The organism is Nocardiopsis sp. LDBS1602 (genome assembly GCF_035818715.1).
Taxonomy (GTDB): Bacteria; Actinomycetota; Actinomycetes; order Streptosporangiales; family Streptosporangiaceae; genus Nocardiopsis; species Nocardiopsis alba.
This window is the reverse complement of record NZ_JAYLVW010000005.1, coordinates 203861-224967: the sequence shown is the minus strand read 5'-3', so window position 1 is coordinate 224967 and position 21107 is coordinate 203861. Positions and strand designations below refer to the sequence as shown.

14 protein-coding genes are annotated in these 21107 nt (G+C 71.1%); 9 read left to right on the top strand and 5 right to left on the bottom strand.

The features are described 5' to 3' along the window. Positions 1–57: 57 nt before the first annotated feature. Positions 58–3168 (top strand): alpha-mannosidase, encoded by a 3111-nt coding sequence (locus U9J66_RS17875; protein ID WP_326338196.1) that lies wholly within the window; start codon positions 58–60, stop codon positions 3166–3168. Here the strand turns inward: U9J66_RS17875 and U9J66_RS17870 are convergent. From U9J66_RS17870 to U9J66_RS17860, 3 genes are all read right to left on the bottom strand, one after another. Then, the gene (locus U9J66_RS17870) at positions 3165–4037 is read right to left on the bottom strand and encodes a carbohydrate ABC transporter permease (protein WP_326338195.1); all 873 of its coding nucleotides are present in this window, start codon (positions 4035–4037) and stop codon (positions 3165–3167) included. The two genes, U9J66_RS17875 and U9J66_RS17870, sit on opposite strands and share 4 nt — an antisense overlap. Next, positions 4034–4870, bottom strand: a complete 837-nt coding sequence (locus tag U9J66_RS17865) for a carbohydrate ABC transporter permease (protein WP_326338194.1) — start codon at positions 4868–4870, stop codon at positions 4034–4036. Before U9J66_RS17865 ends, U9J66_RS17870 begins: the two co-directional genes overlap by 4 nt. Positions 4871–4987: 117 nt before the next feature. Then, positions 4988–6352 carry an extracellular solute-binding protein gene (locus U9J66_RS17860; RefSeq protein ID WP_326338193.1) on the bottom strand — a complete coding sequence of 455 codons (1365 nt, stop codon included), beginning with the start codon at positions 6350–6352 and terminating at the stop codon, positions 4988–4990. A gap of 183 nt (positions 6353–6535) precedes the next feature. Between U9J66_RS17860 and U9J66_RS17855 the strand changes: the two genes are divergently transcribed. Beyond that, complete coding sequence (locus U9J66_RS17855; RefSeq protein WP_326338192.1) at positions 6536–7744, top strand: ROK family transcriptional regulator; 1209 nt, start codon at positions 6536–6538, stop codon at positions 7742–7744. A gap of 14 nt (positions 7745–7758) precedes the next feature. Here U9J66_RS17855 and U9J66_RS17850 read toward each other — a convergent pair whose 3' ends face one another. After that, entirely contained in the window at positions 7759–8829 is a 1071-nt protein-coding gene (locus tag U9J66_RS17850; RefSeq protein ID WP_014909328.1) for a hypothetical protein, read from the bottom strand. Positions 8830–9088: 259 nt separating this feature from the next. Between U9J66_RS17850 and U9J66_RS17845 the strand changes: the two genes are divergently transcribed. After that, positions 9089–11197, top strand: coding sequence for an acyltransferase family protein (locus U9J66_RS17845; protein WP_326338191.1), 2109 nt, complete (start codon positions 9089–9091; stop codon positions 11195–11197). Between the two features lie 87 nt (positions 11198–11284). Here the strand turns inward: U9J66_RS17845 and U9J66_RS17840 are convergent, their stop codons facing one another. Next, complete coding sequence (locus U9J66_RS17840) at positions 11285–11953, bottom strand: hypothetical protein (RefSeq protein ID WP_326338190.1); 669 nt, start codon at positions 11951–11953, stop codon at positions 11285–11287. Between the two features lie 644 nt (positions 11954–12597). On the opposite strand from U9J66_RS17840, the gene U9J66_RS17835 reads away from it, so the two are divergent. The 6 genes from U9J66_RS17835 (at position 12598) to U9J66_RS17810 (ending at position 20855) form a co-directional block, all read left to right on the top strand. Continuing rightward, positions 12598–12756 carry a hypothetical protein gene (locus tag U9J66_RS17835; protein WP_326338189.1) on the top strand — a complete coding sequence of 53 codons (159 nt, stop codon included), beginning with the start codon at positions 12598–12600 and terminating at the stop codon, positions 12754–12756. A gap of 129 nt (positions 12757–12885) precedes the next feature. Next, the gene (locus U9J66_RS17830; protein ID WP_326338188.1) at positions 12886–15309 is read left to right on the top strand and encodes a hypothetical protein; all 2424 of its coding nucleotides are present in this window, start codon (positions 12886–12888) and stop codon (positions 15307–15309) included. Beyond that, positions 15306–16526 carry a TRAFAC clade GTPase domain-containing protein gene (locus tag U9J66_RS17825; RefSeq protein ID WP_014911853.1) on the top strand — a complete coding sequence of 407 codons (1221 nt, stop codon included), beginning with the start codon at positions 15306–15308 and terminating at the stop codon, positions 16524–16526. Before U9J66_RS17830 ends, U9J66_RS17825 begins: the two co-directional genes overlap by 4 nt. 77 nt (positions 16527–16603) lie before the next feature. Further along, positions 16604–19210, top strand: coding sequence for a GTPase-associated protein 1-related protein (locus U9J66_RS17820; protein WP_326338187.1), 2607 nt, complete (start codon positions 16604–16606; stop codon positions 19208–19210). After that, positions 19207–20703, top strand: a complete 1497-nt coding sequence (locus tag U9J66_RS17815) for a TRAFAC clade GTPase domain-containing protein (protein WP_161111427.1) — start codon at positions 19207–19209, stop codon at positions 20701–20703. The genes U9J66_RS17820 and U9J66_RS17815 overlap by 4 nt, the downstream gene beginning before the upstream one ends. Beyond that, positions 20700–20855 carry a hypothetical protein gene (locus tag U9J66_RS17810; RefSeq protein WP_014913095.1) on the top strand — a complete coding sequence of 52 codons (156 nt, stop codon included), beginning with the start codon at positions 20700–20702 and terminating at the stop codon, positions 20853–20855. The genes U9J66_RS17815 and U9J66_RS17810 overlap by 4 nt, the downstream gene beginning before the upstream one ends. Positions 20856–21107: the final 252 nt, after the last annotated feature.

Below are 21107 nucleotides of genomic sequence, written 5' to 3'. Positions count from 1 at the left end.
AACGGCGCCGGCAACGTACCCGGCAACGGCCATGGGACGACGGATCGGAGACCCACCGTGCATGACGACCGGCGGCTGATCGAGGCACGACTGGAAAGGGCCCTGCGGGAACGCGTACGGCCCGCCGTGTACGGGGAGTCGATCCCCTTGGAGGTGGCGCGCTGGGACGTCCCGGGCGAGCCCGTCCCGGTCGCGGAGGGCCTCGCCGCGCCGTACGGGCCGGCCCGGGTGGGCGACGCCTGGGGTCCGGCCTGGGGCACCACCTGGTTCCGACTTCGAGGACGGGTCCCGCGGGAGTGGACCGGTCGCCGGGTGGAGATCGTGTTCGATCTCGGCTTCGACCGGGCCATGCCGGGTTTCCAGTGCGAGGGTCTCGTCCACCGCCCCGACGGGACCGTGGTCAAGGGGCTCAACCCGCTCAACGCGTGGATCCCGGTGGGCTCCCCCGTCGAGGGGGAACAGGACGTGGAGTTCCACGTGGAGGCGGCCGCCAACCCGGTCGTCCTCGGAGATCCGCCGTTCACCCCCACCGACCTGGGCACGGCCCCCGGCCCCCGGGACGAACCGCTCTACCGGCTGGCCCGTGCCGACCTCGCGGTGTTCGAGGAACAGGTGTGGGAGCTCACCCTGGACCTGGAGGTCGCCGGTGGACTGATGCTCGAACTCGACACCGGCGACCCCCGTCGGTGGGAGCTGCTGCGCGCGCTCGGCCGGGCCCTGGACGCCCTGGACCCGCAGGACGTCCCCGGGACCGCCGAGCGTGCCCGCGAGGTCCTGGCCCCGGCCCTGCGTTCCCCCGCCTCCGCCAGCGCGCACCGGGTGTCCGCGATCGGGCACGCCCACATCGACTCGGCCTGGCTGTGGCCGCTGCGCGAGACCGTCCGCAAGGTGGCGCGCACGAGCGCGAACGTCGTCGGGTTGACGGCCGACCATCCGGAGCTGGTGTTCGCGATGTCTCAGGCCCAGCAGTGGGCCTGGCTCAAGGAGCACCGTCCGGAGCTGTTCTCCCGTGTGCTGGAGGAGGTGGCGGCCGGCCGGTTCGTCCCGGTCGGCGGGATGTGGGTGGAGTCCGACACCAACATGCCCGGCTCCGAGGCTCTGGCCCGCCAGTTCACCTTCGGCAAACGCTTCTTCCGTGACGAACTGGGGGTGGACACCCGAGAGGTGTGGCTCCCGGACTCCTTCGGGTACTCGGCGGCCCTGCCCCAGCTGGTGCGCCTGTCCGGGTCCCACTGGTTCCTCACCCAGAAGATCTCCTGGAGTCGGACCAACCGGTTCCCGCACCACACCTTCTGGTGGGAGGGGCTGGACGGCACCCGGGTGTTCACCCACTTCCCACCGGTGGACACCTACAACTCCGAACTCACCGGTGCGGAACTGGCACACGCCTCCCGCAACTTCAGGGACAAGGGCGACGCCACCCGCTCCCTCGTACCGTTCGGCCATGGCGACGGGGGCGGCGGCCCCACCCGGGAGATGCTGGGCCGGGCCGCCCGGCTGCGCGACCTGGAGGGTTCGCCCCGGGTGACGATCGAACACCCCGAGGAGTTCTTCGCTCGAGCCCACGCCGAGTACACCGACGCCCCGGTCTGGTGGGGCGAGCTCTACCTGGAGTTCCACCGAGGGACCTACACCAGCCAGGCCGCCACCAAACAGGGCAATCGACGTTCGGAGCACCTGCTGCGCGAGGCGGAGCTGTGGTCGACGACGGCGGCGGTCCGGGCGGGGGCCGACTACCCGTACGAGCGTCTGGAGCGGATCTGGCGGACGGTCCTGCTCCACCAGTTCCACGACATCCTCCCCGGGAGCTCCATCGCCTGGGTGCACCGTGAGGCGGCCGTCGCCTACCGGGAGGTCGCCGAGGAGCTGACCGACGTCATCGCGCGGGCCCAGACCGCACTGGTCCCCGAGGGCTCCGAGGCCGGGGACGGCGTGCTCTTCAACCCCGCCCCGCACGAGCGTGACGGGGTCCCCGCGCTGGGCGCGCTCCCCCGCTCCCGGGTCGCCCGAGACGACGTACCCGAGGCGCTCGTCGCTCCGGACGAGGACGGATTCGTCCTCGACAACGGCCTGTTGACGGTGCGCGTGGACCGGCGGGGCCTCGTCGTCTCGATCCTGGACCTTTCCGAAGGGGAACGGGGACGCGAGGTGCTCGCCCCCGGGACGACCGGCAACCTGCTCCAGCTGCATCAGGACGTCCCCAACGGTTGGGACGCCTGGGACGTGGACGAGTTCTACCGGAACAACGTCACCGACCTCACCGAGGCCGACTCCGTCGCCGCCCCCACCCTGAAGGAGAGGGCGGAGGCGGGTCTCCCCTCCACCGCCGCCGCCGTACGCGTCAGGCGCTCCTTCGGTTCCTCCTCCGTCGTCCAGACGCTCTCCCTGGAACCGGGGGCACGAAGGCTGGACGTGGCCACCGAGGTCGACTGGCACGAGCGGGAGAAGCTCCTCAAGGCCGCGTTCCCCTTGGACGTGCACGCCCGGCGCTCCCGCTCCGAGACCCAGTTCGGCCACATCGAACGTCCCACCCACACCAACACCTCGTGGGACGCGGCCAAGTTCGAGATCTGCGCGCACCGTTGGGTGCACGTGTCCGAACCCGGCTACGGGGTGGCGGTGCTCAACGACTCCACCTACGGCCACGACGTCACCCATGACGCGCGCCCCGACGGTGGGACCACCACGACGGTGCGGCTGTCCCTGCTGCGGGCGCCGCGTTTCCCCGACCCCCTGACCGATCAGGGGGTCCACCGTCTCCGCTACGCGCTGGCCCCGGGCGCGGAGGTCGAGGACGCCGTCCGCGAGGGCTACCGGATCAACCTTCCGGTCCGGGAGCTTCCGGGCGCCGCGGTGGTGGAGCCGCTGGTGACCGTGGCCGACCCCGGCGTGGTCGTGGAGGCCGTCAAACTCGCGGACGACCGCTCCGGCGACGTGGTGGTGCGCCTGTACGAGGCACGCGGCGGACGCGCTCGAACCGCCCTGACCACCGGCTTCCCGGTCCGCGGGGTGAGCGCGGTGAACCTGTTGGAGGAGGACTACGAGGAGGCCCCGGAGCTCCTCTCCACGGCCCTGGCGGACGAGGGCGAGAAGGACGCGGGGAGCCCTCATCGGGTGGAGCTGTCCCTCCGCCCCTTCCAGATCCTCACCCTGCGGTTGATGCGCTAGCCCTTCATCGCGCCGCCGAGGGCGAAGCGACCGCCCATGGCGCGGGAGACCGCCATGTACAGCGCCACGACCGGGAGCGTGTAGAGCAGGGAGTAGGCGGCGAGCTCTCCGTAGCGCACGCTTCCGTACTGGCCGAAGAAGGTGAACACCCGCACCGCGGCGGGCATCTTCTCCGGGCTGCTGAGCAGGATGAAGGGGACGAAGAAGTTGCCCCAGGTGGTGACCAGGGTGAAGATCCCGACCACCGCCAGGCCCGGCGCCAGCAGCGGTGCCACGAGGTGACGCAGGGACTGCCAGGCGGAGGCCCCGTCCACCCAGGCGGCCTCCTCCAGGGCGATGGGGATGCCGTCGATGAAGTTCTTGGTGAGCCAGATCCCGAACGGCAGGGTGCTCGCCGCCAGGAACAGGGTGGTGGCGATCAGCGAGTCGAGGAGACCGACCTGTACGAACATCCCGTAGACGGGGACCATGATGGCGGTGATGGGCAGGCCGGTCGCGAACAGGACCGTGTACAGGAACGGTCTCCGGAACCGCAGGTTGTACCTGGACAGCGGGTAGGCGGCCAGGACCGAGCAGACCATGGTGATCAGGGCCGCTCCCCCACAGGTGAGGAGGCTGTTCCAGAGCGGCCGATAGACGATCTCCTCGGTCATGATCGCGGTGAAGTGGTCGAGTGTGAGCGAGGTCGGCGGCCCCGCCCTCAGCGAGGGTTCGGAGTCGACGGCGGCGAACACCATCCACAGGGTCGGGGTCAGGAACAGCACGGCCAGCAGCCCCAGGAGAAGATGGGCGAGCAGGCCTCCGGCCGCCCTGCTCGGGGCGCTGACCACCATGCGAGCCCCGCGACGGGTCCCCCGTGTCCGGTTCATCGCCGCTCCTCCTTACCGAGCATGCGCACGTAGACGATCGAGAACAGGCCCGCGACGACCAGGAGCGCCAGGGCGATGGCGGTGCCGTAGCCGAGATCGCCCATGCGCAGAGCCTCCTGGTACATCAGCAGCGGCAATGTCGTGCTGCGGGCGCCGGGACCGCCCGAGGTCATCACAAAGATCAGCGTGAACACCTGGACGGTCTGGAGGGTGATGAGCAGCAGGGTGGTGGCCAGGGTGCGGCGCAGCAGCGGCAGCACCACGTGCCACAGCACCTGGAAGGGAGAGGCGCCGTCCACCCGAGCGGCCTCCTCGAGGTCGTCGGGCACCTCGGACAGCCCCGCGGAGTAGGTCATCATCGAGAAGGCGGTGCCCTTCCAGACGTTGGCCAGGATCACGGCGAGCAGGGGCGCGGTGAACAGCCAGTTCTGCTCTCCCGCCCCGAGGGACCCCAGGATCGCGTTGAGGGTCCCCTCCCGTTCCAGGAACGCGTACCAGACGAACCCGGCGACGACCTCGGGGACCACCCACGCCCCGACGACGATCGCGCCGACCGCGGCCCTGACCGCCCCGTGGCGGGCGCGCGTGAGCAGGGCCAGGACCAGGCCCAGCACGGTCTGCCCGAACACGCTTCCGATCAGGAAGAGGGCGGTGAGGATCGTGGCGTCGCGGAAGCGGACGTCGGTGAGCAGGCGTTCGAAGTTGGCGACGCCGACGAAGTCGGTCCGCGCCGCGCGGGCCCCGGTCAGAGCGGCGTCGGTCAGCGAGGCCCACACGGTCCACAGGATGGGACCGGCGAAGAAGGCCAGCAGGAGGAACAGGGCGGGGCCCATCGGGACGGCCCAACGGGCCGCCCTCGACCAGGTCCGCCCCGGCCCTCCGGAGCGTTCGGCGCGAGGTCGGGAGAGGCCCCCTCCTCCTCGCTCCAGGTCACCGGAGGCGCCCACTGGTCAGGATCCGTCCGTCACGTTCTCGGGACCCACGATGGACTCCAGCTCCCTCGTGTAGGTCAGCGCGGCCTCCTCCGGGGTGGTCTCGCCCAGCATCACGCTCTCCGTCGCCTCCTGGATCGCCAGGGAGACCCTCGGGTACTCGCTGTAGGCGGGACGGAAACCGGTGACGTCCACCAGCGCGGCGAACCGTTCGGCCATAGGCGACCCCTCCAGGAAGCCGGGGTCCTCGGCGACGTCGGAGCGGACGGGGATCTGTCCGCCCTCGACCGCGAACCCGACGGCGTTCTCCCTTCCGAGCGCGTAGGTCATGACCTCCCAGGCCAGGTCGGGGTCGGTGGCATGGGCCCCCATGGACAGGGCCCAGCCTCCGGACATGCTCGTCACCCCCTCGCCTCGGCCGTCTCGGGTGGGCATGGGGGCGAACTCCATGTACTCCTCCCACTCGGGCCAGGGCCGGTTGGCCTCCTCGATCCACGATTGGGTGGCCCAGGAGCCCTCCAGACTGATCGCCATATCCCCTGCGGGGAAGCGTTCCTCGTTGTTGACGGTGCCGATGTTGGCGTCCAGCGCGTCCTGTGGGTCGTGGGTCAGTTCCTCCTCGAAGAGGGTCCACACGAATTCGAGCGCGTCGGTGAACCCGGGCCCGGCGGCGACCCACCGTCCCGAGTCCTCGTCGAAGAGCGTGTCCTCGGTACCACCGAGCAGCATCTGGAAGCCCTGGAGGGAGGCGACCTCCCCCGCCGGAGTGCCCGCGTAGACGTTGAGCGGCACCACGTCCGCTCCGTGCTCGGCGCGGACCGCCCGCGCGGTGTCGAGCACCTCGTCCCAGGTGGAGGGCTCCCAGGGAAGCGGGACTCCGGCCTGTTCGAGCAGGTCGGAGCGGTACCACAGGCCTCGTACGTCGGTTCCGAGCATGACCCCGTAGCGGGTCCCGTCCAGAGAGGTGACCGCCTCCGCCTCCTGTTCGCCGAAGTACTCGGAGTCCTCCCAGGAGTCGAAGTATTCGTCCAGGGGCGCCAGGTACCCGGCGTCGGCGTCCTGGTTGATGGTGAAGGTGTCCTCGTAGATGAGGTCGGGCGCCTCGCCGGGGGAGCCGTTCATGAGGTTCACCTGGGTCTGGTAGTCCTCGGCGGGGGCCTCGATGGGGACGAGTTCGATGGTGACGTCGGGGTGGTCGGCCTCGAACTCCTCCTTGACGCGGTTCATCAACGAGTCCATCGCGATGAAGGTGCCGTACCTCTGGTAGGCGATACGGACCGTGTTCTCGTCCCGTTCGGCCGGGGAGGAGCAGCCCGCGGCGATCAGGGTCAGGAGTGAGGCGGTCGCCGCCGCCCGGATCGTGTTCCGTCGAGTTCCCCTCATCGTCTACCCCTCGCACAGCGGTGGTGTGGAACGCCGGACGACCCCAAGCAGTGAGCCGTATCACATGCTTACTCAAAACCTTGGATAAAGGCAATGGGGCAAGTCGGATATACAGGCGGTTACCCTCGTGATCGGGGCGGGCCCCGTACCCCGCCCGCCGGTGAGGCGGAGAGAAGGCGACGTATGCGCACCAGCACGAACCTGCTGTGGCTGGGAGACCTCAACCAGAGCAGGGTGCTCGACGCGGTGCGCCGGGCCGAGGGGATCAGCCGGGTCGACCTGGCCGCGCAGACCGGACTGACGGCTCAGACCGTGTCCAACATCGTCCGCCGTCTCCTGGAGGACGGCCTGATCCTGGAGGACGGTCGCGCCACCTCGCGCGGGGGCAAACCCGCCACCCTGCTGCGCCTCGACCCCGGCGCCTACTACGCGGTGGGCATGCACATCGACCCCGCGTCCACCACTCTGGTCGTCACCGACCTGGCCGGACGCGTGGTGGTCCGGGCCCGACGACGCACCCCCTCCTCCCAAGGCCCGGAACGGGTCATCGCCGCACTGGCCCGCTCGGTCCACGCCCTCGTGGCACGGGCCCCCGCACCCGACCGGATCCTGGGGCTGGGGGTGGCCGTCCCGGGACCGATCGACCGAGGCGACGGGGTCGTCACCCCGCCCCACCTGCCGGGCTGGAGATCGGTACCGCTGCGCGAGGCGCTGGCCGAGCGCACCGGACTACCGGTGGTGATCGACAACGACGCCACGGCGGCGACCATCGGCGAACGGTGGGCCGGCGGGGGCGAGCGCTCCGAGGACATGGCGTTCGTGTACGTCGGGACCGGTGTGGGCGGCGGCCTGGTGCTGGACGGTCGGGTCTATCGGGGCGGCACCTCCAACGCCGCCGAGATCGGTCACGTGACCGTCGACCCTCGGGGCCCGTGGTGCCCCTGTGGCGATCGGGGCTGCCTGGAGACCTACGTGTCCCCCCACGCGGTCGCCTCCGAGGCCGCGCGTCTACGCGGGGACGACGCGGCCGACTTCGAGCGCGGACAGGCCCGCACGGTCGCCGCCTACCGGAAGGTCTGCCGTGAGGCCCGCACCGGGGACCCGGTCGCCTCACGGGTGATCGAAGCCGCCGGAGAACGGCTGGGAGAGGCCGCCGTCACCCTGCTCAACCTGATGGACGTACCGATGGTGGTCCTGGGCGGCTGGGGGATGTCCCAGGTCGGCGACCTCTACGCGCGGAAACTGGCTCGTGCCGTCGCGGAGCGCACCATCGCCCGTTCGGCGCGCCGCCTCCGGGTGGAGCCCTCGCTCATCGGCGAGGACGTCGGCGCCATCGGCGCGGCCACCCTGGTCCTGCACGCGGCCTACTCCCCCAGCGTCGGCGGGGTCTGACCCCCTCGACGGGGTCAGCGTTCGGGGTAGACCGCCAGGATGCGCTCGGCGACGTTCGGGAAACCGCTCTGCTCCAGCAGGCGCACCTGCTCCCGAACGAACGCGGCGCGCTCACCCTCGTCCTCGACCGAGTCGATCAGCCCCCGGAGGATGGCGACCTGCACGTCCTGCTGCATGGCGTGCTCGTCCTCCTCGTCCTCGGCGGGCCACCAGTAACTCTCGTATCCCTCGTCGTCGATCCCGCTCCCCGGCCCGGCCGGCGCGTGATCGGGCAGGTGCTCGATGATCTGCCCGGACAACTCCTCGGAGGGCTCGGGCTCATAGCGGGGCGTCCTCGGCGGCGCCGAGGGCGAGGGGCCATCGGCCGCCAGGGTCCGACGGACCCGTTCCGCCTCGTGTTCGGCCTCCCAGAGGGCGCGATCCTTGCGCAGGTCGACGACGCGGCGCAGTCGCTCCTCGTCCTCGTCGGCCAGTTCGACCCGGATCTCGTCGGCCCACACCTCGACGACGCCCTCGGCGATCGGGGACTCCGCGGCGAACAACGCGGCGAGCTCGGCCTCGACCAGGCCACGGTCCTCGGGCCCCGTCCTGCCGAGCACCTCGCGAGCGCGCAGCAGGATCGAGTACGAGGCCGGCCCGGCCGGGGCGCGCAATCTCAGGTCGACCCGGCGGGCCCAGCGCCAGTGCACCCGCGCGGAGAAGACGAAATCGTAGTCGGGCAGGGCGCTGGGCAGCTCGGTACGGCGCAGACGCACGCCTCGGGTCCCGCTCTCTCCACGCGGCGCGGGGACCGGTTCGGGCTCGTCCCCCTGATCCGAACGGTCCCGGGACGCCTTCTCCACGTCGGTGTCCACGACCGCCTCCTCCGACGTTCCGGAGGCGCGGCCTCCTCGTCCTCTCGACAGGTCCGCCACACGCCCGGCGATCCGCTCCAACGTCTCGGGCCGCGCCAGGGAGACGCCGAGGAGCATCAGGGCCACCGGCAGCCACACGAAGGTCCACACCCCGACCAGCGGGAACAGCACCGCGGGGACGATCAGTACCACGATGAGTACAAGGAGGCGCGTGCGGGCGAAGGTGGCCACGGGGTCTCCTCGAGCGGGGCAGGGGCTGCGGGCGGGGGAAGGTCCACTAGCCAGTCTGCCCGAGAACCGGCGTGCCCGCGCCACCGACGTCGACTCCGTACCCGCTCGCCCGCTTTTTCCTCCTGTCGGGAAAGGAACGAACGCTTCGATGACGGGGGTGTCAGGACCGCTCCACACAGGGTCAACGAGTCGGGAAACAGTGGCTGAAGCCTTGTCGTGTCGTCTTCTCCGGTCCTCGAGAGAGGGTCACCATGGCCGAATGCGACCACCCGCTCTTCCAGCGCAGCCCTCCGTCCCTCCGGGCGGCCGGCCATCGGTCGGTGGGGCCTCCGCGCGCGCTTCGACCCGATTCCGTCCCGAGGTCCAGGGCCTGCGGGCCCTCGCCGTGATGCTCGTGCTCGTCTACCACCTGTCACCGGGGCTGATACCCGGCGGCTACGTGGGCGTCGACGTGTTCTTCGTGATCTCCGGATTCCTCATCACCTCGCTGTTGCTGCGCGAGGTCGAGCGGAACGGGAGGGTGTCGCTCTCGGGGTTCTACGTACGGAGGGTGCGCCGTCTGCTGCCCGCGGCGACGGTGGTCCTCCTGGCCACCGGTGCCGTGTCGCTGGTGGTGCTGCCGGTGACCCGCCTGGGCGACACGGCCTGGCAACTGGCCGCCTCGGCCTTCTACGTGGAGAACCTGTACCTGGCGGACCAGGCTCTGGACTACCTGGCCGCGGAGACGCCGCCGAGCCCGGTCCAGCACTTCTGGTCGCTGTCGGTGGAGGAACAGTTCTACCTGGTGTGGCCCCTGTTGTTCCTGCTCTGGGGGCTGGCCGCGCGCCGGTGGCGGGCCGGCACCGGGACCCTGGTGACGGTCCTGGCCTCGGTGTTCGTGGTCTCCCTCGTGCACTCGATCCTGGCGACCGCCTCCGACGCCCCGTCCGCGTACTTCATGCCGTTCACCCGTGCCTGGGAGTTGGCGACGGGCGGACTGCTCGCGGTCCTGATGGCCCGGGGCTCGCTCCCGAACGCGGTGCGCCTCCCCCTGGGCTGGATCGGGCTGGCCGCGATCGTGGCCTCCGCCCTGCTCTACGACTCCGGGACCCCCTTCCCCGGTTACACCGCGCTGCTGCCGGTGCTGGGCTCCGCGGCCGTGATCGCCGCGGAGCGCCCTTCCGGCCCCGCCGCCTCGAGGTTGCTGAGCACCGGGCCCGCCCGCTTCCTCGGCGACGTCTCCTACGCCCTCTACCTGTGGCACTGGCCGATCATCATCTTCGCCCTGGTCCTGCTGGAGCGGGACTCCCTCGGACCGCTCGGCATGATCGTGGCCGCCACGCTCTCGATCCTGGCGGCGTGGGCGACCAAGGTGTGCGTGGAGGACCCGGTGGCCCGGCGAGGGCTGATCCGGACCGGACGCGCGGCCCTGCTCGTGGCGGTCACCGGAATGCTGACGGTGGCGCTGGTGGCGGCGGTGGCGTGGTTCCGCACCGAACGGATCCGCACGGTCGAATTCGACCCTGCCGTGCACCTGGGACCGGGTGCGATCGGCTCCTCGGAGGTCTCCTCCGGAGCGATGATCTACCCGTCCCCCATCGACGCCGAGGACGACATGCCCCGTACCTACGACGACGGGTGTCAGGCCGGGTTCGACGAGGACGACCCCTCCGATTGGTGTTCGTACGGTTCCGACGACCCCGAGGCGACGGTCGTGATCACCGGTGACTCCCACAGCGCGCACTGGTTCCCCGCCTTGGAGGAGCTGGCCGAACAGCGCGATTGGCGTCTGGTCGTCTTCAGCAAGTCCGCGTGCGCCTTCACCGGGGTGATGGTCGGTAAGGAGGGAGGCGCCTACGAGGAGTGCATGGACTGGAATCGGGCGGTGGTCGACGAGGTGGTCGAGATGGACGCCGACCTGGTGTTCACGAGTTCCTCCGCGAAGGGCTCGCCGTACGGGCTCGGGGACGCGGGAGCGGAGGAGTCCCGCCAGGCGATGTCGGAGGGGATGGCGGAGCTGTGGAGCGAGGTGACCCGGGAGGGGATCCCCGTCATCGCGGTGCGCGACACCCCTCGGACGGAGTCGAACGTGTTGGAGTGCCTCGCCGCGAACACCGAGGACCTCTCGACCTGTGACCGTTCCCTCGAGGAGGCCCTGGAGCCGGAGGACCCGCAGAAGGAGGCCGCGGAACGGGTGGACGGGGCCGAACTCGTCGACCTCACCGACCGGTTCTGCGTGGAGGACGCCTGCCCCGCCGTCGTCGGGAACGTGGTGGTCTACCGGGACTCCCACCACATCACCAGGACGTACTCGCGCCTGCTCGCCGACGATCTCGGCGAACGGATGGACGAGGCCCTGGCCGGAACGCCCGGAGGCCCTCTCCCCTGACCCGGGGAGGACGGACGAAGGGGCGGGCCGCCGTGATCGGCGACCCGCCCCTTTCACGTTCGGACGGTTCGGGGTTCCGGACGCCTCTCAGCGCGGCCCGGCGGGGCCCTGAGGGCCGTGCGGTCCACCTCGGGGCCCCTGAGGAGGTCCGGCGGGCCCCCACGGAGCTCCAGGCTGCCCCGGAGGTCCTTGCGGGGGTCGAGGACCGCCCGTTCCCGGAGGCGGAGGACCGAAGGAGGGCGACCCGCCCCGGCCCGGCGGCCCGGGGGGAGGGGGGAAGGGCCCCTGGGGCGGGCCGCCCTGAGCTCCGCCACCGGGGACCGGGCCGCGCCGTGTGAGCACGAGGTCGACCACCGCCCAGACCATCACCGCGATCAGGACGAACGACAACAGTACGATCCCGACCCCCGAGGATGTCTGGATGTCGGCGTACGCGACCTGCCCGCCCGAGGCGGATGCGATCTCCTCCTCGGCGGAGGAGGCCATGACGATCTGGTTGACCCCCGCGGTCACCAGGGAGAGACCTCCCGAGGCCAAGGCTCCGATGCTTCTGGCCAGGGGGTTCGGGAGTCCGGCGCTCAACCCGACCCCGACCAGCAGGGACACCAGCGAGACCAGGAGCAGCGGGTTCGCGTCCACGCGCAGATCTTCGAGGTCGCCACTCCCCAACTGGGAGGCGAGACTGCCGTCGAGCGAGGGGGTTCCGCCGAAGGCCAGTGACATTCCGCTGTACGTGATCCGGAGATCGCCGGCCATACCACTACAGGAAAGGGAGAAGAAGGGGAAAAGGAAACAGAGGACGGCGAAGGCGAGCCCGCTCGGGCTGATCAACCTTTTCGGCCATGACGTGGACAACAGTCTTTTTCCTCTCACAGTGCGCACCGACGCCATCGCGAACGCACCGGACGGGGGGATGTTCCGGGGCGCCACCGTTCCGGCGCTCCGGAGCACCATGGTGACACACCCTCGGGTCGTCGAACCCACACGAATAAGCCATCGAGGGAGGAAGGGATCTCCAGGCGAGTTCGCCACCCCATGACCACATTCGGCCAGAGTGGAAAGAACAAGGAAGAATAAATCACGACACACCATCACAAGACGTACCGGCCATCCTCGTGGAAACCCCTGTGAAAAGGCGTTTCACACGGTCGCCGTACGTTATCCGCAGTATGCTCGTGAAACCTCCTTCCGGCGTGGCCGTTTCCATCCGCCGTTCCCGGCCTCCGCCGGAGCGCCCAGGCAAGGCCCACGAGGAAGGCCCCAATGACCACCCACGGAATCGACCTCGGCACCACCTACTCCCGCTCTTCGAACGGGACCCGTCCCACTCCCGCCGGCACGTCGGCCATCTCGTCCACACCGACGACCCCCTCCCGGCCTCGGCGGACCACCCCTTCCGAATGCGCTTCCACCTGACGGAGGCCGGCCTGCTCCGGATCCGAGCCCGAGAACCCGAGAGCGGCCACGAGGCCGACTTCGGCATCAGGATCGGAGGGATGAGCCCCGAGCAGGTGGAGGAGGCCCGCGAGACCCCGGGCATGATCCGCGCCGGCGGATGAGGGTTCCCCCGTCCGACCCGCACGGACCGGGACCGGCTCTCGCCGGCCCCGTACCCGCGGGCGGGCGAACGCGAGGACAGGGAGGTCCGGGCGACAGACGGTCCGGACCGTCGACCGACGGGAGCGACGATGGCCTGGAACCGGGGTGCCCGGAGCGAGCACGAACGGCGGGTGCCGACCCCCGCTCGACACGACGAGACGCCCGCGGACCCGTTCGTCCGCCACGGCATCGACGACGACCTCCGTGAACGGCCGAAGGAGGAGGCCCGGACCGACCTGCCCGCCCGAGGGGCGCGTGTGGTGGACCGGCTGCCCGAACTCCCGATCCTGCCTCCGTTACGGGACCACCGGGCGCTCGGCGACCACCTTCGTACACGCGGCGCCCTCTTCTCACCGGTGGTGGTGTTCGGCGAGGAGCGGCTGTCCCGGGGGTTCACCGTGCTCGATGGTCTCCGGCTGCGGGATGGCGGCCTCCCGGAAGAGGGCGGGTACGTCACCCTCGACGACGAGGCGCTCGACGCGGCCGGACGCCGTCTCCAACGGGAACCGATGACCGAGGGCAAGGCCGCCGCCGAGCGGGTGATCGCTCTGCTCCGTTCGGCCGGGTCCCGCGAGGCCCGCGATCGGATCGTGCTGTGGGAGATCGTCTCCCACATGTCCTCGCCGTCCCCGGTGGTGTCGGAACGTGCCCTGGCCGAGCCGTGGACGGCGGCGGGGTTGGACCCGGACGAGGCCTCCCGGATCGCCGCCGCCCTGCGCCGCGGCGACCGGGGCGCGGGACGGACCGGGGCGGCCGAGCGGGAGGTGCGCGCGCTGCTCGCCGATCGCTGTCTGCGCCAGGCCGAGGCGGCCACGGCCGGACTCCCCCGAGAGCACCCGCTCCGGAGCGAGGTGTCCGATCTCGCCGAGCGGGTCGCATCATTGGTCCGCGACGCCGACCTGGCCCTGCGAGAAGGGCGGGCGGAGGACGCCGCCCGTGACCTGGCCGTCGCGGTGGAACTGGCCGTGGACGACGAGCGACTCCCGCTCCGGCTGGGAGCGATCCCGCCCGAGCCCGTCCAAGAGGTGACGGCCCGTGTCGACGGCCGCCGAGTGGTGGTGACCTGGCGCCCGAGCACCAGCACGGCCGGGACGGTCAGCTATCGGGTGACCCGCCGGGCCGGGAGCGGGGGAAGCACGAGGGAGACCCCTCTGGGCGAGGTCACCGGTACCGAGGCGGTGGACGACCATCTCTGCGTGGGCGGTGACGCCCACTACGCGGTGGTGGCCGTACGCGGTGGTCTGGGGGTGTCCCCGGAGGCGACGAGTACGCCGGTGATGATCACCCCGGACGTCGCCGAACCGAGGACGGTGTCGGACGAGACCGGGGTGACGATGTCCTGGCGCCCCCCTCCGGAGGCGATCCGGATCGAGGTGCTGCGCGGTGAGGGGACATCGCCGCACGGCTCCTCCCCGGGCACGATCGTGGTGGAGCACGACGGTTCCCGCTTCCACGACGCGTCCGTACGTCCGGACGTGGAGTACTTCTACCGGGTGCGCGCGGTCTACCTGACCTCTCGGGGCAGAACGCGCACCTCCCAGGGGCGGGTGATCAGGGTCGTCCCGGGCCCCAGGGCCGTTCCGGTGCGCGATCTGCGGGTGTCCCCCGACCCGCGCGGCTTCACCGCCTCTTGGACGCCTCCGGAGCGCGGCCGGGTCCGGCTCTTCACCGACCGACGCGAGCCCTCCGTCCCCTTCGGCGCCGAGGTGGACACGGGGCCGGAGGCCCTCCCTTGGGTCCCCGTCCCGGGCACGCCCGTTGTCGACGCCGACGGACGCGCACGACTTCCGTTCTCCCTGCCGGCGGGGATCACCCACGTGCTGGCCGTGACGATGGCCGGGGAGAGCGCCGTGATGGGAGAACACGTCCGGGTGACCGCCGCCCCTCCCGTCACCGATCTGCGCGCCGAACGCTTCGACACGGCGGTCCGGCTGGGGTGGACCTGGCCGGAGCACACCGCCACCGCCCTGGTCTCCTGGCGACCCGACACCCCCCGGGAGGACGACCTCCCGATGTCGGCCGAAGAGGATCGGGAGGTGTTGGGCACGGAACGCCGCTCACGGCGACGGTACGACGCCGAGGGTGGGTTCGAGGCCCGGATGGGGGCGGGCCCCCTGCTGGTGACGGTCCGCACCGTGGTCCCCACCGGTGACGACGAGGCCTTGAGCGTCCCGGTGACCGTACGTGTCCCCGGACGGGTGGTCATCGACTACAGGGTGGAACCGGCGGGGCTGCTGCGTCGGGAGCGGGTCGTGCGGCTGAGCTCGGAGGTCTCCTGTCGTATGCCGGAGATCGCCGTGGTCTACACCCCCGGCCGGATCCAGCCGCACACCGGGGAGCGGGGGCGGGTGCTCTCGGTTCTACCGGCCCGCCTCCTGGAGCCCGGTGAACGGGTGTCCGTCCGGGTCCGACCGCCTCGGGAGGCCGAGCCCGGCTGGTTGATGTGTTTTCCGGTGGAAGGGGGCGAGGACGTCCGTCTTCGTCAGCCCCCGGTGAAGGAGCTGCGCCTTTGAACCTCCAGGTCCCCTACCCGCTGTCCCCGTTGGAAGGGCCGCGTCTGGTGTGCCCCTACTGCTACTCCGACTTCACCGAACGCCGGATCCTCTTCCGCTGTACCGGACGTCCCGGCCCCACCGGGGCGATCTGTCCGTCCGTTGAGGACGGCGCTCTGCGAGATCATCTGGGGCGGCGGGAGCGGCTGCCACCGGTGTTCGCGGCCGACGGTCGACGCCCCAGGGCGAAGTGCCCCGAATGCTCCGCGGCCACCGATCGCCAGGTGTGCGCGGTCTGCCACTCCCGGCTGCCGGTGAACTTCGGGCGGATGCGCGGTCGCATGATCGCCCTGGTCGGAGCGCGCGAGTCGGGCAAGACCGTGTTCATGACGGTGCTCGTCCACGAGTTGAAGAACAGGGTGGGAGAGCGTTTCGCGGCGTCGGTGGGGGGCGCCGACGACCACACCCGCCACCGCTTCGCCTCCGACTACGAGTCGCCGCTGTACGAGGAGGGCCGACTACTACGGGCCACGCGAAGGACCGGGACGACCCGTGAGCCGCTGGTCTTCAGGTTCACCGGTCGACGACGCGGCCTGGTGCGGACACGCCCTCGTCACACCCTCCTGTCGTTCTTCGACACCGCCGGAGAGGACCTCAACGACACACGGAGCGTGGAGACCGGCCTGCGCTACCTGGAGAACGCGGACGGCGTGATCGTGCTGTTGGATCCGCTTCGGATGGAGGGGGCCCGTAGGTCGGCCGCGCCCGGAAGCAGGTCGCCCTCTCCCGAGGACCCCCGGCACCGCCCCATCCACGCGCTGGAACGGGTCACCGAGGTGTTGATGCGCCGTCAAGGGACCCCGAACCGGCTGATCCCGGTCCCCATCGCGGTGTGCCTGACCAAGATCGACACGCTGCGTCATGGGTTGGACGAGGGATCGCCCCTGCACCGCCCCCAACCGGACGGGCCGTTCTTCGACGAGTCCGACAGTCAGGACGTGCACGCCCAGGTCCAACAGCTCCTCCACCGCTGGGACGGGTCGGGGGTCGACAACCACGTGACCAACCACTATCGCGACGCCCGTTACTTCGGGGTCTCGGCTCTGGGCGACGACCCCGGCGAGGACAACCGTGTACGGGGCGGCGTCCGCCCCTACCGGGTGGCCGATCCGTTCCTGTGGCTGCTCTCGCGGTTCGGGGACGTCCCGGTCGGCGGTGCGCCCCGCCGGTCGCGTTGAACGGCGTCGGGCCGCGCACCCACCTCCCGGACAGGTCCGCACGACACCGCAGGCACCACGAAAGGGCACGTCAGGCGATGAGTTCACCCCAGCTCTACTACACCTCGTGCGAACGGGGGCTGTCCGGCTGCACCGGCTACCAGTTCAACGCCGCCACCCCCGGTGTGGACACACGGGTGCTGCGCGAGGTGGAACGCTTCACCGTCTACGAGCCTCCCCGGGCCCTGCCACCGGATGAGGTCCATCGACATCCGATCAACCTGTGCTACTCGCCCGACCTGGGCGGCGCTCCGGTCCTGAGCCGGGTGGTCTCCAGCGGTGACGACCCCTCGGGGCGACCGGGCAACTACTTCGCGCACAGTCTCGTCCTGGACGAGGGATCCGAGACGCTGCCGGCCGAACTGTGGGGGGCCTCCTTCTGGACCGACCGACCGGTGACCGACCCCCGCCTGCCCGGGATCACGCTCCCTCCGGGACCGCTCGACCGGCGACGGACCTCGGCCTGGCTCCGCGACCGGGCCGAGGAGACGATCCGTGGGCTTTTGGTGTCGGTGGACGCCGCGATCGAGGGCGGCGCCCCCGTTCTGCTGATCGCCGACGACGAGGCCACCGCTCACTGGGTGGCGGCCCTGTCCCACCTGCTTCCGCCCCCACTGGCCCGGCGGATGTCGTTCGCGACCTACAGCGGGAACCCCGAGGAGACCCTCGTGCACGTGATGGGCGTCCCTCCCGGCACGGACACCCGCGGTCTCCGAGGCCGTTTCGTCGTCTTCGACCCGGACCGGCCCGTGCCCATCGCCCCTCCGCCCGTCCACACGGCCTCCTCGGCGCACCGATCCTTCACGGGGGCGGAGTCGGCACCCCTCCACGAGGCACTCGACACGTTCGAAGAGGGGCCGATACCCGAGGCCTGCCCGGAGACCCTCGCCCTCGTCTCCCTGCTGGTCCACGCGGGCGTGGAGGGCACCCCCGCGTTGTGGGCCGCCTCCCTGCCCTACTCCTCGGGTCGGGAGGGCCCGCTCTCCGAATGGCGTCCCCTGTCCGCCGCCGCCTTCCTGGCCGACGGCTCCTTTCCCGCCGCCGACCCCGATCTGCGGGCGGTCAGGGCCTGGCTTCCCGACGCCGTCGCCTGGTTGGCCCCGGGACAGAGTCGCCATCTGCTCCACAGGCTGCTCGACGCCGACCCCGACACTCCGCACGACGATGACCTGGCACGGCTCAGGGAGGTGGCGCACCGGGCCGGAGATCCGGAGGCGACCGAGCGCCTGGAGGGCCTGATCCTGCGCCGCGCCCTGGACGGGATCGCGGCCGGGGCCTCCGCACCCGCCATGGTGCCGATGCGCTCGGCGTGGGCCAAGGAGGAGGCCGGGGCACGGATCGGCGCCCTCCTGGAGGGCGGGCTGGGGATCGTTCCGACACCGGATCGCGCCGTCGAGCTGCTCCGTTGGGCCGGTTCGGGCGGGGTCCCGCTCCCCCGGTCGGCCCTGGAACGCTACGGGGCCGGCCCGGTCGCCCACAGGATCTCGGCCTCGCCCCCCGAGGCCGAACCCGACCGGTATCTGACGGAATTGCTCGCCGCACACTCTCCGATACGACGTGGGGTCGCCCACGGGCTGGCGGTCCTGCCCCGCAGGAACCTGGCCAGGCTGGCGGCGGGACCGACCGGCGCCTTGATGGCGAAGGACCGGGAGCCCGCGACGGCGCTCCTGCGAGAACTGCGCATGCTGGAACTTCGTGAGGACGACCCGCCGGGTCTGTTGCGCGCGGTGATGGACTCGCGCAGGGAGGCCAGACCCTGGGCCCCGCCTCGGCTGGCCGACCATGACCTGGATCGTGAACTGCTGCTCCGTGTCTGGGGGCCCACTCCGGGGCCGGAGACGGTGACGGCGGCGCTGTCACTGGTCGACGGTCGGACACGGATCGCTCCCGACGTCGGTGACTGGTGTGCCCGGATCCTGGCCCGGGTCCCTCCCCGAGGGCTCGAGGAGGAGTGGCACCACGCCCTGACCCTGGTGGGCCGGCTGATGCTGCGTCTGCCCGAGTCCTGTAGGGGGTTGGTCGAGGAGTGGGCTCCGGTCGGCGCGAAGGTGGCCGCGCTGCGTCGGGCGCACGGCGAGGAGGGCGCTCGACTGTTGGTGTCTCTGGCGGCTCTGCTTCGGGGCTGCCGGCCGGTGGTGGAGACGGTGGCGCTGCGGCGGGTCTGCGACCGTGTCCTGGACTGGGACCACCGTCTGTGCGCCCGGGTGATGGCCGACTGTCCTTCGAAGGTGTTCGACTCCTATTGTGAGGAGGTCGAGGAGCGTCTGGGCCCCATCGAGCGCGCCCACGGCCGCTCCGTTCCCCCTCTGGAGGCGGACCTGGCCGTTCGGGTGTTCCTGACGGCGCTCAGGTTGGGCGCCGAACCCGGTACGTCCGGAGAGCCCGGTGTCAAGGGCGCCCGGGTCGGCCGTCCCCGTGGCGGCGAGGGGGGAGAACGTTCGGCCGAACGAGGTAGGACGTTGCTCGACGAGGTGATGGGACCCTCGACTCTCACGTGGTCGCGACGGGAGGCCGCGTCGGTTCGCAAGGCCTTCGACCGCCTGCCCGAGGGGCAGGTCTTCGAGTCGTGGGCGCGCGGGTTCCGCGACCGGCACGGTCAGGGGGGCCTGTTCGGCCGGTTCCGGAAGGGGGCGCGCAGAGCGTGACCGACGACCCTTGGGAGCCGTTCCTGTCGACCGTGCGGACCGTGTTCGCGTTCCTGGTGTGCGCGGTGATCGTGTTGGCGGCCCTGGCCCTGGTGGTCGGGCTGCTCCTGTTGGTCCGCATCCACCTGCGGCGGATCCACGAGGTGCTGTACCTGGGCGATCATGCCGGAGTGGGGTCTCCCGGCCCCGAGGACTTCGCCTGGCTCGGGTATCACGGTGGCCCGGTGTGGTGGGACCTGGCCGAGGTCTATCGGAGGGTCCGGCTCGACACCGGTCTGTTCGTCGTCTTCCTGTACCCGTTCCTGGCGGTCCAGGCGGTGGTCGCGGCGGCCCATCTGGCCCTGGCCTGGGCGGGGGTCGTGGTGTCGCGGCTGGTGGACGCGGCGTTGTTGGCGGCGCGACGGATCCGTATGGTCTGCCCGAACTGCTTCGAGGCCATGTCCTATCCGTCCTACGTCTGTGACGGCTGTGGGCGGACGCATCGGGACGTGCGACCGGGGATGTGGGGCGTGTTCCGACGCCACTGTGTCTGCGATCGGGCCCTGCCGACGCTGCTGTTGTTGGGCAGCGCCGACCTGGACACCCGCTGTCCCCACTGCGATCACGCCTTGGAGCACAGGCCGGGTGAGGCGCGCGAGTTCGTTCTGCCGTTGTTCGGGGCGGCGGGCGCGGGCAAGACACGGCTGGCCCACGGTCTGTACCTGAGTCTGGAGCACGGGGCCGAACTCCATCCCGAGACCCTCTCGGTGGAGCTCATGGGAGAGGAGACCGAGCGTCGGCTTCGGGAGAGCCGCACCGTGCTCTCACCCCGCCATCGGGTGGCCCCCACGCCGCCCGGTCGGCGGGCCCACGGGGCGACCCTGCGGGTGGCGGCGGGACGCCGGACCCTTCTGGTCCAGATGTACGACACCGCAGGAGAGTGGTTCAACACCCACGAGCGAACGGAGGAGCTGTCCTACCTGGGCCGGGCGACGACGTTCCTCCTGGTGCTGGACCCGCTCGCGGTACCGGCGGTGTGGGAGGCCCTCGACGCCGAGGAACAGCGCAGGCTGGCCGGAGACCGCTCCGGGGCCCGTGACCCCGAACGGGCCTATCTCCAGGTACGGGACCAGGTACAACGGCAGTACCGAACACTGGGTGTGGCCCCGGGGCGGGGGCGACTGGCGGTGGTCGTGACCCGGGGCGACCTGCTCGCGGGCACCTCCGTCGATCCGCGCGGGATACCGCCTGAACGGTGGCTGGACGAGGTCGTGGGGGCGGCCAACCTCCTCAGGGCGGCGCACGTCGACTTCGGGTCCGTGGAGGTCTTCGTGACCAGCGCCGTCACCGGGCCGAGCGGCGCTCCCGATCCGAGTCTGACGACGCTGTCCCGATGGGTACTGGCCCGGGACGCCGGGGCGCTCGGGGCGGCGCTCCGCGAACCGTGCGATCCCCTCTCCGACGCCGGAGAGGAACGTGTGCCCCTGTCGGCCGGGACGGGAGGCCCCTCATGATCGATCCGAGACACCGTTACCGGACCGTCCGACGTTCCACGGCGTTCCTGTTGTACCTGATCGTCGCCGTGCCGACCCTGATGGCCCTGTTCCTTCTCACCGACCGGACGATCCTGCTGGTCCGCTCGGTCTGGGAGACCCTCGTGCCCTGAGACCGCGCACGACATGGCCCGTTCGGATTGCCGGGGCCCGTCCGAGAACTCTTCATGGGCATTACGGGTGATATCGGGAACTCTGCCATGACTCCAACGGATATGACCCGAAAGGACTAGGGAGTGTTTTTTGGATGCTTTCGTTGGGCATCGGCGGAGCCGATCCGTGGCGAGCGGCAGCCGGGCGATCTCTCGCCAGACGACGAGCGAAGGTCAGCCCGGGTTTGGCTGTCCGAGCGACGTCGGCGCCGC

Coding starts and splice junctions, on each gene's coding strand:
- U9J66_RS17870 (WP_326338195.1), bottom strand. CDS start 4,037: ATGAACCGGACACGGGGGACCCGTCGCGGGGCTCGCATGGTGGTCAGC.
- U9J66_RS17865 (WP_326338194.1), bottom strand. CDS start 4,870: ATGGGCCCCGCCCTGTTCCTCCTGCTGGCCTTCTTCGCCGGTCCCATC.
- U9J66_RS17860 (WP_326338193.1), bottom strand. CDS start 6,352: ATGAGGGGAACTCGACGGAACACGATCCGGGCGGCGGCGACCGCCTCA.
- U9J66_RS17855 (WP_326338192.1), top strand. CDS start 6,536: ATGCGCACCAGCACGAACCTGCTGTGGCTGGGAGACCTCAACCAGAGC.
- U9J66_RS17845 (WP_326338191.1), top strand. CDS start 9,089: ATGCGACCACCCGCTCTTCCAGCGCAGCCCTCCGTCCCTCCGGGCGGC.
- U9J66_RS17840 (WP_326338190.1), bottom strand. CDS start 11,953: ATGGCCGGCGATCTCCGGATCACGTACAGCGGAATGTCACTGGCCTTC.
- U9J66_RS17835 (WP_326338189.1), top strand. CDS start 12,598: ATGCGCTTCCACCTGACGGAGGCCGGCCTGCTCCGGATCCGAGCCCGA.
- U9J66_RS17830 (WP_326338188.1), top strand. CDS start 12,886: ATGGCCTGGAACCGGGGTGCCCGGAGCGAGCACGAACGGCGGGTGCCG.
- U9J66_RS17820 (WP_326338187.1), top strand. CDS start 16,604: ATGAGTTCACCCCAGCTCTACTACACCTCGTGCGAACGGGGGCTGTCC.
- U9J66_RS17810 (WP_014913095.1), top strand. CDS start 20,700: ATGATCGATCCGAGACACCGTTACCGGACCGTCCGACGTTCCACGGCG.